Genomic DNA, 14,238 nt, shown 5'->3' with positions numbered 1-14,238 from the left:
GATTAAACAAGTTTATTGGGGTATCGCCAAGTGGTAAGGCACTGGGTTTTGATCTCAGCATTCCAAGGTTCGAATCCTTGTACCCCAGCCAAAAGTTAAAAAGCCTGTCTTCGGACAGGCTTTTTGCTTTCTAGCTTTTCACTATATCCTTACTATTCATTCTCACTCTCTATCTGCTTTCGCATTATTCGCATTATTCGCATTATTCGCAGTTTGGTTTCTTTCGTTTTCTTCGTTTAGCATTTACCTTTTCTATCAATGTCCTTGCTATAGCTGGCTTGAATTTCTGTCGTTTGTTTTTATCTAGCCGTTTATAGGGTAACTCAATAATGATGTATTGGATTTTAAGTCGTCAGCAAGCTGAATAAGCCTTATCCGTTTAGTTCTGGGATGCAGAGCGTCGAGTGAGGCTTAGAGTTAGCAGGCACAACTAATCTATGAGTGAGTATAAGAGCCAACATAAGCACCAGCATAACAGCAGGCATAAGAAGCAGGGCTTGAATCAGGATATCGAAGAAGGGGAGTTTGCACTGTTATATAACGACAGTGAATACCACAGTGCCAGTTGATTAGGCACTGTGGTGAGCTGTGTTATTGCTTTTTGACTTCTGGCACGACAGGCAGCGATTTTATTTCCGCTGGAACCGCTGGAACCGCTGGAACCGCTGGAACCGCTGGCATTGCAGGTGTGGCTACTTTTGCTGCCGCATCAGTGATCCTTGCTGGCAATACTGCATGCTCAGTGACAGCACTTTGAACCGCGTTAACCTCACCTGTGGCAACCGCTTTGACGGCATTAGGCACGGCTAACTGTTGCTGCACTTGGTTCGCGCCCGCATCTAAGGCTTTTTGTTGTAACTTCTGTGGATCGGTATAGTCGGCTAATTCCTTCGGCCAGCTTGGGACTAGCTTTTCTGTCTGATTACTGAATTGCTCAGAGATCACTAAGGGCGCGCCGCCCTTCATTAGCATCACTGCCATTTGGTTGGTGTCTGAGTTCCACACTAGCCCCGCTTTTTCTGCCATCTCAGGTACAGGAGTATAAGTTGACACTAAATAAATAAGTGGACCTTCCTGCTGGATCTTATCGGCCGTTTTGAGCAGCGACAGAGTGGTATCGTAATTTTTACCCAGCAATTCCTGCATACGGTTTTTGATGAGTGGCTGTTCGAATAAGCCGACATCATTTGGATCTAAACCGACAAGGGGTTTGAGCAGGGCCCACATTAGTTGACCTTGGGGTGACATTAATAAGAGTGGAGCAACACAGGCGTTGAGCATTAACGCGAGCCACAGGATATGCAGGCAGCGCATTTTTTTGAGCAGAGATGTACTCAAGATGATATTTCCTTGGGAGTACCAGCAAGTCGCCGGCGGCGGATTGTAGCCGATTGTAATGAGGTAAACGAGAGGGGGCGTAAAGTAAATTTTATCCCAAAAAGTTAGCATGAATGTTGGATTTTATCCCTATGAATCTAATGAGTATTTACAGATGATACCGTAAATAACTTGCTGCTAATTTAATCAAAGATAATGGCTTTTGAGTGTTAAATGCAGATTTGTCTGTAAGCGGTTTATTTTTCAGTCTTATTCTTCAATCCTATATTTCAGCTTCTTTTGCAGTATTGAATATGTAAAGTTTGTAAACTTTGTTCTATTTGATAATCGATCTCATTTAATCTCGCACATTAAATTAGTTTAATGCAGCTCATTTCAGTCTTAGGCTGCTTAGGGAAAGCCGATTCTGGAGGCATTTCTCTTCGGGTTGCTTTTGAGAGTGCACCATTGAAATTAAGAGTCAGTAAGTCGTCTTTGTCCTTTGCTCGAATTATCCATGTATATGTGTCTATGGCGTTGTTGTTGCTGATGTTGTTTTTTGCGGTGACAGGCATAACGTTAAATCACCCTAATTGGTTTTCTCAAGCGGATCAGGAACCTAAACGGGATCAAGTGCCCATCCCTGCCTATTTATTACCCGTTGATACACAAGATGTCCAGTGGCGCTTGGCAACGGGCCATTGGTTGAAAAGTGAATGGGCGATGGATATGGCCACTGCTGACATAGATGAAGACGAAATTAGCTTAGTCAGCAAAGGGCCCGGCACTTACCGCAGCCTGACGTTGGACTTACTCGACGGCCAAGTCTATGTCGAAACCTTAGAGTACGGTGTTGTTGCTGTAGTGAATGATTTGCATAAGGGCCGCAACACAGGCACTGCATGGGCTTGGATACTCGATCTTAGCGCCGTACTGATTATTTTATTTTCGCTTACTGGGGCTTACTTATTATTGCCTCAAACCAAGCGCCTCAAAAAGTCATTGTTATACATGGTACTTGTCAGCGGTAGTTGCGGACTTGTGTATGTTTATTTCGTTCCATAAGGAGTGTAGACCGAGTATGCGTCATCTTATTCGTACCATTGCGGTGAGTGCTTTGTTTGTGAGTTCAGCTGCGTTTGCGGCGCCACAAATGACCGTCGATTTAACTTTACCTGAAATTACCGAAGGGCAATATCACAGACCCTATGTGGCCGTATGGGTTGAGGATGCCAAGGGGCAACCGGTAAAAACCTTAAGCCTTTGGGTTTGGGATGAAGGCCATAAATGGCTTAAAGACATCCGTCGTTGGTGGCGTAAAGCGGGTCGTGACGATATGAGTTTTGTTGATGGTATTGCATCAGCCACACGTCCTGCGGGTCATTACAAAATCGATTGGGATTTAAAAGATGAAGCGGGAAAAGCGCTCGAGCCTGCTCGTTACACTGTGTTTATAGAAGTGGTGCGTGAGCATGGCGGTCGCGATCTCGTGCGACAAAACATCGATTTAGCTGCGGGGGACTTCTCAGTGCAGTTACCCGCCACCACTGAAACTGGCGTTATCGACATACGATTAAGCGGCATGGCTCGCTGAGCCTGCTACTGAATATATTGCCCGTACATTACTCGTTAAACTTAAGGAAAAGGCATGAAATTACGTCTTATTGCATTACTTAGCACACTTTGTATTAGTCCGTTGGCAAGCAGCCATGACAGATGGATTTTACCTAGCCACTTTAACGTTTCGGCCGAAAGCCAAGAAGCTGTGTGGATCACCTCTGATGTGTCTGCCAGCAATCAAGTGTTTATGATGGATAAACCTTTCAGCGCCAGTGACGTACGTGTGTTACTGCCTAATGGCGAGACAAGCTCTCCAAGCTCAAGTTATACCGGCGGCCGTAAGTCGGTATTTGATGTGCAGTTAATGCAAGATGGCACGTATAAGTTCGAGAAAGAAGTTACGCCGCGTTATTTCTCCCGCTATAAAGTGAAAGGCAAAGAAGGCTTTGTCCGCAGTCGTTTAGATAAAAAAGCGACCGCAGCTGTCATGCCAAAGGGCGCCTCTGAATTAGAAGGTTCTTTAAATGTGTCGCGGGTGGAAACCTACGTAACCCGAAATAAGCCAACGGATAAGGTTTTGGCTCCTAAGGGCGAGTACTTGGAACTAGTCCCTGTAACCCATCCAGCGGATATCGTTGAAAACGAACCTGCAACACTGCAGTTTGTTTATGACGGTAAACCCGTTGCAGGTGTGAGTGTTGCGATTATGAAAGACGGCAGCCTATACCGAAATAAGCCAGAAGAAATCGCCTTAACCTCAGATAAAGACGGTAACGTGGCCATGACCTTGCCTGCGGCGGGACGTTATCTTTTACATGCATCTATTGAGCGTCCGAATGCAGACACATCCCTTGCCGATAAAACCGTCAGTGAAATTTTCCTTACGTTTGAAGCTGGACTTGAATAGGATTCAGTCTTCCGCTCAAGTGAGTAAGCGTTATAAGTGACTCGTTATAAATGATTTAGCGTTATAAATGACGTAACGTTCACCGTTAAATGCCCACAACCTCTACGGCGAGTGGGCATTTTTATATTCAAAACCCTTTATCTATACGGCTATTAATCAATGCAGCCACTATGATTCTATTTGGCTCGCGGATTTAGATTTCATTGCTGGTAACTCTGCTTAAGGTTGGGTAAGCTGCGTCAATGCATTGTTCTTGATGCATCAAAGGCGCATAACGATTAGAATAGCGCAATTCCACCCTCATTTGACTGTGTTGACCTTAGCGTTGGCACGGGTTGCTTTTGTTTTAAAGGAGACGAAAGAAGTTATGACTAAGGTTCCTATGACAGTTGTCGGTGCAGAACAGCTGCGTAAAGAGTTAGATATTCTCAAGTTTGACCGTCGCCCTAAGATCACTGAAGCGATTGCCTCTGCGAGAGAGCTAGGCGACCTGAAAGAAAACGCGGAATACCATGCGGCTCGTGAAGACCAAGGTATTTGTGAAGCACGTATCCGTGATATCGAAGGTAAGTTATCTAACGCGCAAATTATCGACGTCACTAAGATGGTGAACAACGGTCGTATTATTTTTGGCGCCACTGTGACTATTTTAAATCTCGATACTGACGTTGAAGTGACTTATCGCATAGTCGGCGATGATGAAGCGAATATTAAAGAAAACCTGATTTCAGTGAACTCACCGATAGCCCGTGGCTTAGTGGGTAAAAATGAAGGTGATGAAGTGTCGATTACCACACCTGGTGGCATGACAGATTACGAAATCATCTCAGTACAGTATTTATAATCAGCAAATCGATTTAGCTATCGAGTCTGCTAAATCGTGCCGAGAGTGTGATTCTCGCTCGTTCTAAAACCGCCCTAGGGCGGTTTTTTGTTATCTGCTAATTGAGTTTGTATGCGTGTTTAGGGACTGAGTTAAGATGGAGATCCCGCTTCAGGGTTGAACTCGAAAGATGGATAAAGATTAATTTGTCTCTTGGTGCACTTTTACATAAGCTGCAACTCTAGAGCTTCATCAGAAAGTTTTATCAGAATTAACTCAGTATTGTGTAATTGATTTAGCGTGAGTTTCGCTTTATAAACCCACAGTTATGTAGCAAAAACTAAGTATGACTGGGTTTATCTTTCGTTTTATAAGAGGGCACGCTTTGGTAAAACATTGGCGTACAGGATTGATGTTAGTTTGCGTGGCGATCATGTTGATCGCGCACTCGGCTAGCTACACGCCAAAAACCTCAGAACAACGCAGTGATGCCGCTCGCCATTATGCTCAGAAACACACCGCTCTGAAACAAACGGCTCAGATGCACACTGTGAGTCTTGATAGCTCGACTCACCATGCAATGCCAAGCGCTGAGCCTCAAAGCTTGTCCGATGCCGGCGCTATCACCCAAGACAATGCACAGCTCAATGCCCAATCTAATATACAGTCTGATGCGCAAACCGTTGAAAGTTGCGGCTCATTGCATACTCATGATGCCAATCGCATCAATTCAGACTCAGCATCCCAGCCAGCACCTTGTCCAAGCTCCGATTACGTGAGTCATTCGGACGACTTAAATTTTGCCCCAATAAATTCGCCGCGCTTTATCAGTCTTGCCCAGCACGATGTGCGTGAGGTGAAGCCGGTATATGTACTCGCGTTAGACTTTACTGCCGAACCGACACCCAATGTCGTTGAACAGACCGATCTGGATATCGCATCAGATTGGACGCTTTCAGCTGTATCTTCCCCCGCTCTAATTTCGGGTTGGAAAGTCTCAAATCTTCAATATCGATTTAGCCAACAAGCCGCTTAACCCACCTATTTAGGTGTGCTATCGACAGGAGTCCACTCCCGTTGAACTTGCATGCCATTGCATTTTTGTTCTCACCGAAACCATCTCTATCGCGGCTACATTCGCTGTGATGACTTGAGTGTAACTGGCTAGATTGGCTGGTGCTCAATGATAGGTTTCGGACTGATATCAATATGTTCGCTTAGCTTTTGATTTAAAAGTTAGGTGATAAATAGCGAGTTAATCCCATGGAAAGAAAACCCAATAAACGGCTGCTAAATCACTATTCAGCTTGGAAATATATAGTTCTTATCGTCACCATCATAGTGATGTTATTCAGTGCCTTGCCGACATTTTATGGTGAGGATGCCGCGGTGCAAGTGGGCGCGAAGGCGGGGTTAACACTCACGCCCGTAGCTCTTAGAGATAAGCTGCAAGCTGAAGGCGTGACGGTAAAACGCATCGACCAAAAAAATGGTGAAACCCTGATTGTCCTCGATGCGGATAACCAACAAACCTTAGTCAAAACCTTGGTTTCGTCTATGGTGACAGAGCCAAAAGAGTTGACCTTATCCCTTGCCAGTGCCGCGCCGAGTTGGTTGCAAAACTTAGGTTTTCAGCCGATTAAACTAGGGCTCGACTTACGTGGTGGGGTGCAGTTTCTACTCGATGTGGATGTTGACCCTGTGTATCAAACTCAGGGTGAGGCGTTAGTTGATTCGCTACGCCAATTCATCCGTGAGCAAAAGATCCGTGGCGCCAGCGTCTATTTGGATCAAACTAACCAATTAAACCTGACGCTGCCCGATAATGGCGCCCGCGCCGCCGTGCGTCAGATGATGAAACAGTCCTATCCAAATTGGCAATTATCCAATACCGATGGTGCGGGTTTACAGATTAAGTTGAGCCAAGAGGAACAAACTAAACTGCGTAATTTAACTGTGCAGCAAAACTTGCAAGTTATGCGCAGTCGTATTGAAGAACTTGGCATAACAGAAGCCTTAGTACAGCGCCAAGGCGATCATCGAATTCGGATTGAGTTGCCTGGCGTTCAAGATCCTGCAGCCGCGAAAAACGTCATTGGTGCTACAGCGAGTCTGGCTTTTTTCGAGGTAAAAGAGTCAGGCTCTGTGAATGCCATGGTGCTTAACGATAAGTCGGGTAAGCCTATTTATGTGAGCCGCACGCCAGTACTGGGCGGCGATCACATTGTCGATGCCAGAGCGAGTTTAGGTGAGATGGGTATGGCCGAGGTAAACATTAACCTCGACCGTATCGGCGGGCAGAAAATGTCTGAGTTTTCCCGAACCAATATTGGCAAACCTATGGCGACGTCTTACAGCGAATACAGTCGCGATGAACAAGGAAAGGCTAAGCAAACTCAAGAGATTATCAGCGTTGCGACCATTCAATCCCAGCTCGGAGACCGCTTCCGCATTACTGGTGCGGGCACCTATCAAGAAGCGCAACAATTAGCCCTGTTACTGAGAGCGGGCTCTATGACGGCGCCAGTGACGATTGTGGAAGAGCGTACCATTGGCCCGACGTTAGGCGCTGAAAACATTGAAAACGGTTTTGCTGCGCTTGGTCTAGGTATGGGGATTACCTTGTTGTTTATGGCGCTTTGGTATCGTCGTCTCGGTTGGGTGGCGAATATCGCGCTGATCTCTAACATGGTGATCTTGTTTGGCCTACTGGCGCTTATCCCAGGTGCTGTGCTGACCTTACCCGGTATTGCTGGCCTAGTGTTAACCGTGGGTATGGCCGTCGATACCAACGTGCTGATTTTTGAGCGAATAAAAGACAAGTTAAAAGAAGGTCGCAGTTTTGCGCTGGCAATTGATACGGGGTTTGATAGTGCGTTTTCGACCATTTTCGACGCTAACTTCACCACTATGATCACGGCTGTCGTGTTGTATTCCATCGGTAATGGCCCAATTCAAGGTTTCGCCTTGACCTTAGGTCTAGGTCTGTTGACCAGCATGTTTACCGGTATCTTTGCTTCAAGAGCCTTGATTAACTTAGTTTACGGACGTGATGCTAGTCGTCATGTGAGGGTATAACCATGAAAAATATCAATCTAACAAAATGGCGTTATGTCTCCAGTGCTATCTCAATTTTATTGATGATAACGTCATTAGCCATCATAGGTGTAAAGGGTTTTAACTGGGGATTAGACTTTACCGGTGGTGTGGTGACTGAAGTTCAGCTCGATAGAAAAATCACCAGCAGTGAGTTACAACCTTTGCTTAACGCTGCCTATCAGCAGGAAGTCTCTGTGATCTCGGCCAGTGAGCCGGGCCGTTGGGTACTGCGCTATGGTGATATAAAGAGTGCTGATACTGAGCAAAGCAATGTCGATATTCAGCAGGCATTAGCGCCACTTAACTCTGAAGTGCAAGTCCTTAACAGCAGTGTTGTTGGGCCGCAGATTGGTCAAGAACTGGCGGAGCAGGGTGGGTTAGCGCTGTTAGTCGCTATGCTGTGTATTTTAGGCTATTTAAGTTATCGCTTCGAGTGGCGACTCGCATCGGGCGCTTTGTTTGCGCTAGTGCACGACGTTGTGTTCGTACTGGCGTTTTTTGCGCTGACGCAGATGGAGTTTAATTTAACGGTACTGGCGGCTGTGCTGGCGATTTTAGGCTATTCGTTAAATGACTCGATTATCATTGCCGACCGTATTCGTGAATTATTGATTGCTAAGCCAAAGCTTGCGATTCAAGAAATTAATAACCAAGCGATTGTGGCGACATTCTCCCGTACTATGGTGACGTCAGGGACAACCTTAATGACGGTCGGTGCGCTGTGGATCATGGGCGGTGGGCCGCTGGAAGGATTCTCGATTGCGATGTTTATCGGTATTTTAACTGGGACATTCTCATCGATTTCTGTTGGCACCTCATTGCCTGAGTTATTAGGTTTAACGCCTGAGCATTATAAGGAACAAGTGATTTCTGATACGCCTTAGTGCTTTATTTTAATCTGTAGTAAAAACAAAGAGGCCACTCAATTGAGTGGCCTCTTTGTTAACACAATAAAAATCAAGAAAAATTACTTTGCCTTTGGCAAAGCAATCTTCATTTCTGGTGATTGACGATAAATCACCAGAATATGACCAATAAGTTGCACTTTTGCGGATTGAGTTTCACGTACTATGGCATCAACGATGGCATTTTTTAGCTCTCTGTCGGCAGAGGCTACTTTCACTTTAATCAATTCATGATAAGCGAGTGCGCTTTCAATTTCAGCGAGTACACCTTCAGTCAATCCATTGGCACCAAGCAGCACCACTGGCTTTAGCGGATGCGCTAGACCTTTTAAATGCTGTTTTTGTTTGGTTGTTAAGTTCATTTCTACCAACTTTTGCTGAGTTACTGTTGAAAAACGGCTATTCTACCCTTATATAGCCTTTGTGTAACTCTCAATTGTTGCGGATTTTAAATGTCAGGTATAAAACGTACGGCCAGTTCTAATCGCTGGATGCTAGAACACTTTGATGATCACTATGTCAAACTCGCCCAAAAAATGGGCTTGCGATCTCGCGCTGCGTTTAAGCTTGAGGAGATCCAGCAAAAGGATCAACTGATTCGCCCAGGCATGACTGTGGTTGATCTCGGTGCTGCTCCGGGAGGTTGGTCTCAAGTGGCAGTTAAATTAGCGGGAGATAGAGGTAAAGTCATCGCCTGTGACATTTTGCCTATGGATCCCATCGTCGGGGTAGACTTTCTGCAAGGGGATTTTCGTGAAGATAAAGTCCTTCAAGCATTACTTACTCGCGTCGGTGATGCTAAGGTTGACGTTGTGTTGTCTGATATGGCGCCCAACATGAGTGGTTCAGATAGTGTTGATCAACCCCGTGCCATGTATTTAGTGGAGTTGGCGTTAGATATGTGCCATCAAGTATTGGCTCCTAATGGCTGTTTTGCGGTAAAAGTCTTTCAGGGGGAGGGCTTTGACGAATACATGAAAGCGGTAAAAGCAGTGTTTAAAGTCGTTAAAACACGTAAACCAGACTCTTCACGGGCGCGTTCCCGTGAAGTCTATCTTGTGGCGACTGGGTACAAGTTGTAGTAACCTAGCGTTAATAATCGCAAGACTTAATGAGGTCTAGTAATTTGAGTGACATGGCAAAAAATCTAATACTCTGGGTTGTCATCGCCGTTGTGCTGATGTCAGTGTTTCAGGGTTACTCCCCCTCTTCTTCGTCATCGCAGAAGATGGATTATTCTACCTTCTTAGATAATGTCCGTGATGGGCAGGTCGCAACTGTTGAAGTTAAAAGCGACCAACGTACTATTGAAGGTGCTAAGCGAACGGGTGAAAAGTTCACGACTATCATGCCGTTATATGACCAAGATTTAATTAATGATCTTGATCGTAAGGGCATCACCATGAAGGGCCAAGAAGCCGAAGAATCTGGGTTCCTAACCCAAATTTTCATCTCTTGGTTCCCTATGTTATTGCTTATCGGGGTATGGATTTTCTTCATGCGCCAGATGCAAGGCGGCGGTGGCAAAGGCGCGATGTCCTTTGGTAAGAGCAAAGCCAAGCTGATGAGCGAAGATCAGATTAAAACCACGTTTGCCGATGTTGCTGGTTGTGACGAAGCAAAAGAAGAAGTGAAAGAGTTAGTTGATTATCTGCGTGACCCAACTAAATTCCAAAAATTGGGCGGCCGTATTCCAACGGGCGTGCTTATGGTGGGTCCTCCAGGTACAGGTAAAACCTTGCTGGCGAAAGCCATTGCGGGTGAATCTAAAGTACCTTTCTTCACTATCTCGGGTTCTGATTTCGTTGAAATGTTCGTTGGTGTTGGTGCATCCCGTGTGCGTGACATGTTCGAACAAGCGAAAAAGTCTGCACCTTGTATTATCTTTATCGATGAAATCGATGCGGTCGGTCGTCAACGCGGCGCGGGTTTAGGTGGTGGTCATGATGAACGTGAGCAAACACTGAACCAAATGCTGGTTGAGATGGATGGCTTCGAAGGTAATGAAGGCGTTATCGTTATCGCGGCAACTAACCGTCCAGACGTACTCGATTCTGCACTGCTGCGTCCAGGTCGTTTTGACCGTCAAGTGGTCGTTGGCTTACCAGACGTGCGTGGTCGTGAGCAGATTTTGAAAGTGCATATGCGTAAAGTGCCGCTTTCTGAAGATGTGAAAGCGAGTGTGATTGCCCGTGGTACACCAGGTTTCTCTGGTGCTGACTTAGCTAACTTAGTGAACGAAGCGGCTCTGTTTGCGGCTCGTGGAAATCGCCGAGTTGTGGGCATGGAAGAATTTGAGCGTGCAAAAGATAAAATCATGATGGGTGCTGAGCGCCGTTCTATGGTGATGTCTGAAGCTGAAAAAGAAATGACTGCATACCATGAAGCGGGCCATGCAATTGTAGGTTGTTTAGTACCAGAGCACGATCCTGTGCACAAGGTCACTATCATTCCTCGCGGCCGTGCGCTGGGTGTCACTTTCTTCTTACCCGAAGCGGACTCAGTGAGTCAGAGCCGTCGTAAGTTAGAAAGCCAAATTTCAGTCGCTTACGGTGGTCGTTTAGCTGAAGAGCTTATCTACGGTACTGAAAAAGTGTCAACTGGCGCATCACAGGACATCAAATACGCGACCTCTATTGCGCGTAACATGGTGACTCAGTGGGGCTTCTCGGACAAGCTAGGTCCATTATTGTATGCCGAAGAAGACGGTGAAGTGTTCTTAGGTCGCAGCATGGGTAAAGCCAAAGCCATGTCCGATGAAACTGCAACTATCATCGACGCGGAAGTGAAAGTCTTTATCGACAAGAACTACGCGAGAGCGAGACAGATATTGACCGATAACCTCGATATTCTGCACTCGATGAAAGAAGCTCTAATGAAGTATGAAACCATTGATTCACTTCAAATTGACGATTTAATGAAGCGTCGTGAAGTGCGCCAACCTGCCGATTGGCAAGTGGATGACCATGGTTCTAACGACAAAGGCAGCGGTCATGGTGAGCCAGCTGAAAAAGCTGAAGATACTGTGACTACAGCGTCTGCAGAACCAGACTTGAAAGAGCCTGATGAATCACCTGCTAAGTAATTTGTTGTGAAATAAAAGAAAACCCCGTAAAGGGGTTTTCTTGTTTTACCTTGTTAGCAATTTGACTGCGCTGTCATTTATCCACTTTGCCATTACTGATATTTCGCCTCTGACATCAGTCACCTCGGATAGAAAGTGAAGGCTAAAACTAATGACGCAAGTTATGCCTATAGGTAAAATCGTAAGTGTTCGTATTACTGGAGTAAATGCGTGTTTGAACTGATTGCTGGCACTAAACGCCTCGCGTTATCTTCGCCCATAGTGATGGGCATTCTGAATGTCACTCCCGATTCCTTTTCCGACGGTGGTCAATATTCTTCCTATGAACTTGCCTGTCAGCATGCCGATGACATGGTGGCTCAAGGCGCGGGGATGATAGACATTGGTGGAGAGTCGACAAGGCCCGGCGCCGCCGAGGTGAGCCTAGCCGATGAACTTGCGCGGGTGATCCCGTTAGTAAAATATGTGGCGACGCACCATGATGTGTGGATTTCGGTCGATACCAGTAAAGCTGAAGTGATGCGTCAAGCTGTCGATGCGGGCGCACACCTGATTAATGATGTGCGTGCCTTGATGGAACCTAGTGCGCTCGAAGCCGCCGCAGAGTTGCACGTCCCAATATGTTTAATGCATATGCAGGGTGAGCCGAAGAACATGCAGTCTTCGCCAACTTATTATGATGTTATTGAAGAAGTTTCTGGCTTTTTAACCGAGCGGATTGACGCTTGCTTACAAGCTGGGATCCCCCGTGAATTACTCATACTCGATCCGGGATTTGGCTTTGGTAAAAGCTTAGAACATAACTATGAATTACTGGCAAAGCTCGACGCTTTTACCAAGTTTGATTTACCCGTATTGATAGGATTGTCTCGTAAGAGCATGATAGGGAACCTCTTAGCAAAACCGACCTCAGAACGTCTTGCTGGGAGCCTTGCTGGCGCTATGATAGCGGCCCAAAAGGGAGCTCATATCATTCGCGTACATGACGTTGCTGAAACTGTGGATATGCTCAAAGTGTTACAAGCGGCACAAGCGTATTTTTAAGCATCGTTATGCTCTCGTTAAGCATTTAATTAATATTATGATCCCAAATCATTGGGACACATTTGAGTTTGTGGGGCGATATGAAAGAACGTAAATTTTTTGGAACTGACGGTATTCGGGGAAAGGTCGGTTCAGGTCAAATGACGCCTGAGCTTGCACTGAAATTAGGTTGGGCAGCGGGTCGCGTATTATCCCGCAGTGGTACCAAAAAGGTGATCATAGGTAAAGATACCCGTATTTCGGGTTATATGTTTGAGTCGGCATTAGAAGCGGGTCTTTCTGCCGCAGGTCTTAATGTGATGTTAATGGGGCCTATGCCCACGCCCGCAGTCGCCTATTTGACGCGTACGTTTCGCGCCGAAGCAGGGGTGGTGATCAGCGCATCACACAATCCTTATTACGATAACGGCATTAAATTTTTCTCGACCGACGGCAGTAAGTTAGACGATAACTTAGAGCTAGAAATCGAAGCCGAGCTTGAAAAGCCCCTCGTTTGCGTTGAATCACATCTGCTTGGCAAAGTGTCGCGCATTGAAGATGCCCGTGGCCGTTATATCGAGTATTGCAAAGGTAATTTCCCTGCAGAGCACACGTTAACTGGGTTAAAAATTGTGGTCGATTGTGCCCATGGCGCAACTTATCATATAGCACCTGCCGTGTTCCGTGAGTTAGGCGCCGAGGTGATTGCCATTGGTGATAAACCCAACGGGATGAACATCAATGACAAAGTGGGCGCAACGTCCATGGGCAAGATTTGCGAAACCGTTTTTGCCGAAAATGCCGATTTAGGTATCGCGCTCGACGGCGATGGTGACCGCATTATGATGGTCAACAGCAAAGGCGAAGTTATCGACGGCGATCAGATTTTATATATCCTTGCCTGTGATGCGAAATCCCGCGGGGTATTGCGCGGTGGTGTGGTCGGCACCTTGATGTCGAATCTTGGGCTTGATTTAGCCTTGCAAGCACTAGATATTCCCTTTGCGCGTTCAAAAGTGGGCGACCGCTATGTGATGGAATTACTGAAAGAACTCGATTGGCGCATCGGTGGCGAGAATTCAGGGCATATCCTTAATCTTGACCACGGCACAACTGGTGATGGTATTGTCGCAGGGATTTTAGTGTTAGCGGCTATGCGTCGTCAAAATGCCACACTAGAAGAACTGACTTCTGCGATGGAAATGTTGCCACAGGTGTTAGTCAATGTGCGCTTTGAGGGCGAGCATGACCCACTTAAGTCAGATAAAGTAAAAGCGGCGCAGGCACAGGTTGAATCTGAGCTTGGGGTGCGTGGTCGAGTACTATTACGTAAGTCAGGTACTGAACCTTTGATCCGTGTCATGGTAGAAGGTGACGATCATAGTGCAGTATTGGCGCACGCAAATTTGATTGCGGATGCCGTAAAATCGGCAAGCTAATATTTGCCTATTTTGTAATGAGTGCGGCTGATACCAATTTAAAATTAAGGTGTTAGCTGCACAAATGAACAGAAATCAGC

At 46.1% G+C, this 14,238-nt stretch carries 14 protein-coding genes and 1 tRNA gene; 13 read left to right on the top strand and 2 right to left on the bottom strand.

Annotated elements, in window-relative coordinates; translation table 11 throughout:
- Positions 1-16: 16 nt before the first annotated feature.
- A tRNA-Gln gene (locus OX890_RS17855) sits at positions 17-91 on the top strand.
- Positions 92-437: 346 nt separating this feature from the next.
- Positions 438-569, top strand: a complete 132-nt coding sequence (locus OX890_RS17850; protein WP_268649666.1) for a hypothetical protein — start codon at positions 438-440, stop codon at positions 567-569.
- A gap of 22 nt (positions 570-591) precedes the next feature.
- Here the strand turns inward: OX890_RS17850 and OX890_RS17845 are convergent, their stop codons facing one another.
- On the bottom strand, positions 592-1,314 hold the full coding sequence (locus tag OX890_RS17845; RefSeq protein ID WP_268650625.1) for a hypothetical protein: 723 nt from the start codon (positions 1,312-1,314) through the stop codon (positions 592-594).
- Positions 1,315-1,785: 471 nt separating this feature from the next.
- Between OX890_RS17845 and OX890_RS17840 the strand changes: the two genes are divergently transcribed.
- The 7 genes from OX890_RS17840 to secF all read left to right on the top strand — a co-directional run bounded on the left by OX890_RS17840 (position 1,786) and on the right by secF (position 8,590).
- Entirely contained in the window at positions 1,786-2,382 is a 597-nt protein-coding gene (locus OX890_RS17840; protein WP_268649665.1) for a PepSY-associated TM helix domain-containing protein, read from the top strand.
- Positions 2,383-2,398: 16 nt separating this feature from the next.
- Complete coding sequence (locus OX890_RS17835) at positions 2,399-2,911, top strand: DUF2271 domain-containing protein (protein ID WP_268649664.1); 513 nt, start codon at positions 2,399-2,401, stop codon at positions 2,909-2,911.
- A gap of 54 nt (positions 2,912-2,965) precedes the next feature.
- A complete protein-coding gene (locus OX890_RS17830; protein WP_268649663.1) occupies positions 2,966-3,784 on the top strand; it encodes a DUF4198 domain-containing protein in 819 nt (272 codons plus the stop codon).
- Between the two features lie 367 nt (positions 3,785-4,151).
- On the top strand, positions 4,152-4,628 hold the full coding sequence (gene greA, locus OX890_RS17825) for a transcription elongation factor GreA (protein WP_006082729.1): 477 nt from the start codon (positions 4,152-4,154) through the stop codon (positions 4,626-4,628).
- Between the two features lie 391 nt (positions 4,629-5,019).
- Positions 5,020-5,643 carry a hypothetical protein gene (locus OX890_RS17820; RefSeq protein WP_268650624.1) on the top strand — a complete coding sequence of 208 codons (624 nt, stop codon included), beginning with the start codon at positions 5,020-5,022 and terminating at the stop codon, positions 5,641-5,643.
- Positions 5,644-5,870: 227 nt separating this feature from the next.
- The gene (secD, locus tag OX890_RS17815) at positions 5,871-7,685 is read left to right on the top strand and encodes a protein translocase subunit SecD (RefSeq protein WP_268649662.1); all 1,815 of its coding nucleotides are present in this window, start codon (positions 5,871-5,873) and stop codon (positions 7,683-7,685) included.
- A 2-nt stretch (positions 7,686-7,687) separates the two neighbouring features.
- Positions 7,688-8,590 (top strand): protein translocase subunit SecF, encoded by a 903-nt coding sequence (gene secF, locus OX890_RS17810; RefSeq protein ID WP_006082726.1) that lies wholly within the window; start codon positions 7,688-7,690, stop codon positions 8,588-8,590.
- An 83-nt stretch (positions 8,591-8,673) separates the two neighbouring features.
- Here the strand turns inward: secF and yhbY are convergent, their stop codons facing one another.
- Positions 8,674-8,973 carry a ribosome assembly RNA-binding protein YhbY gene (gene yhbY / locus OX890_RS17805; RefSeq protein WP_006082725.1) on the bottom strand — a complete coding sequence of 100 codons (300 nt, stop codon included), beginning with the start codon at positions 8,971-8,973 and terminating at the stop codon, positions 8,674-8,676.
- A gap of 90 nt (positions 8,974-9,063) precedes the next feature.
- Here yhbY and rlmE point away from each other — a divergent pair, with 90 nt between their 5' ends.
- The 4 genes from rlmE (at position 9,064) to glmM (ending at position 14,158) form a co-directional block, all read left to right on the top strand.
- Positions 9,064-9,693 (top strand): 23S rRNA (uridine(2552)-2'-O)-methyltransferase RlmE, encoded by a 630-nt coding sequence (gene rlmE / locus OX890_RS17800; protein ID WP_006082724.1) that lies wholly within the window; start codon positions 9,064-9,066, stop codon positions 9,691-9,693.
- 29 nt (positions 9,694-9,722) lie between these two features.
- A complete protein-coding gene (gene ftsH / locus OX890_RS17795) occupies positions 9,723-11,696 on the top strand; it encodes an ATP-dependent zinc metalloprotease FtsH (protein ID WP_011847519.1) in 1,974 nt (657 codons plus the stop codon).
- Between the two features lie 210 nt (positions 11,697-11,906).
- Positions 11,907-12,740 carry a dihydropteroate synthase gene (gene folP, locus OX890_RS17790; protein WP_259576290.1) on the top strand — a complete coding sequence of 278 codons (834 nt, stop codon included), beginning with the start codon at positions 11,907-11,909 and terminating at the stop codon, positions 12,738-12,740.
- 80 nt (positions 12,741-12,820) lie between these two features.
- A complete protein-coding gene (glmM, locus tag OX890_RS17785; RefSeq protein WP_268649661.1) occupies positions 12,821-14,158 on the top strand; it encodes a phosphoglucosamine mutase in 1,338 nt (445 codons plus the stop codon).
- The last annotated feature ends 80 nt before the right edge of the window (positions 14,159-14,238 follow it).

This window comes from Shewanella sp. DAU305 (assembly GCF_026802235.1).
Classification (GTDB): domain Bacteria; phylum Pseudomonadota; class Gammaproteobacteria; order Enterobacterales; family Shewanellaceae; genus Shewanella; species Shewanella baltica.
This window is presented reverse-complemented; position numbering and strand designations above follow the sequence as displayed.

Coding starts and splice junctions, on each gene's coding strand:
- rlmE (WP_006082724.1), top strand. CDS start 9,064: ATGTCAGGTATAAAACGTACGGCCAGTTCTAATCGCTGGATGCTAGAA.
- secD (WP_268649662.1), top strand. CDS start 5,871: ATGGAAAGAAAACCCAATAAACGGCTGCTAAATCACTATTCAGCTTGG.
- yhbY (WP_006082725.1), bottom strand. CDS start 8,973: ATGAACTTAACAACCAAACAAAAACAGCATTTAAAAGGTCTAGCGCAT.
- OX890_RS17835 (WP_268649664.1), top strand. CDS start 2,399: ATGCGTCATCTTATTCGTACCATTGCGGTGAGTGCTTTGTTTGTGAGT.
- secF (WP_006082726.1), top strand. CDS start 7,688: ATGAAAAATATCAATCTAACAAAATGGCGTTATGTCTCCAGTGCTATC.
- OX890_RS17830 (WP_268649663.1), top strand. CDS start 2,966: ATGAAATTACGTCTTATTGCATTACTTAGCACACTTTGTATTAGTCCG.
- glmM (WP_268649661.1), top strand. CDS start 12,821: ATGAAAGAACGTAAATTTTTTGGAACTGACGGTATTCGGGGAAAGGTC.
- OX890_RS17850 (WP_268649666.1), top strand. CDS start 438: ATGAGTGAGTATAAGAGCCAACATAAGCACCAGCATAACAGCAGGCAT.
- OX890_RS17845 (WP_268650625.1), bottom strand. CDS start 1,314: ATGCGCTGCCTGCATATCCTGTGGCTCGCGTTAATGCTCAACGCCTGT.
- ftsH (WP_011847519.1), top strand. CDS start 9,723: ATGAGGTCTAGTAATTTGAGTGACATGGCAAAAAATCTAATACTCTGG.
- OX890_RS17820 (WP_268650624.1), top strand. CDS start 5,020: ATGTTAGTTTGCGTGGCGATCATGTTGATCGCGCACTCGGCTAGCTAC.
- greA (WP_006082729.1), top strand. CDS start 4,152: ATGACTAAGGTTCCTATGACAGTTGTCGGTGCAGAACAGCTGCGTAAA.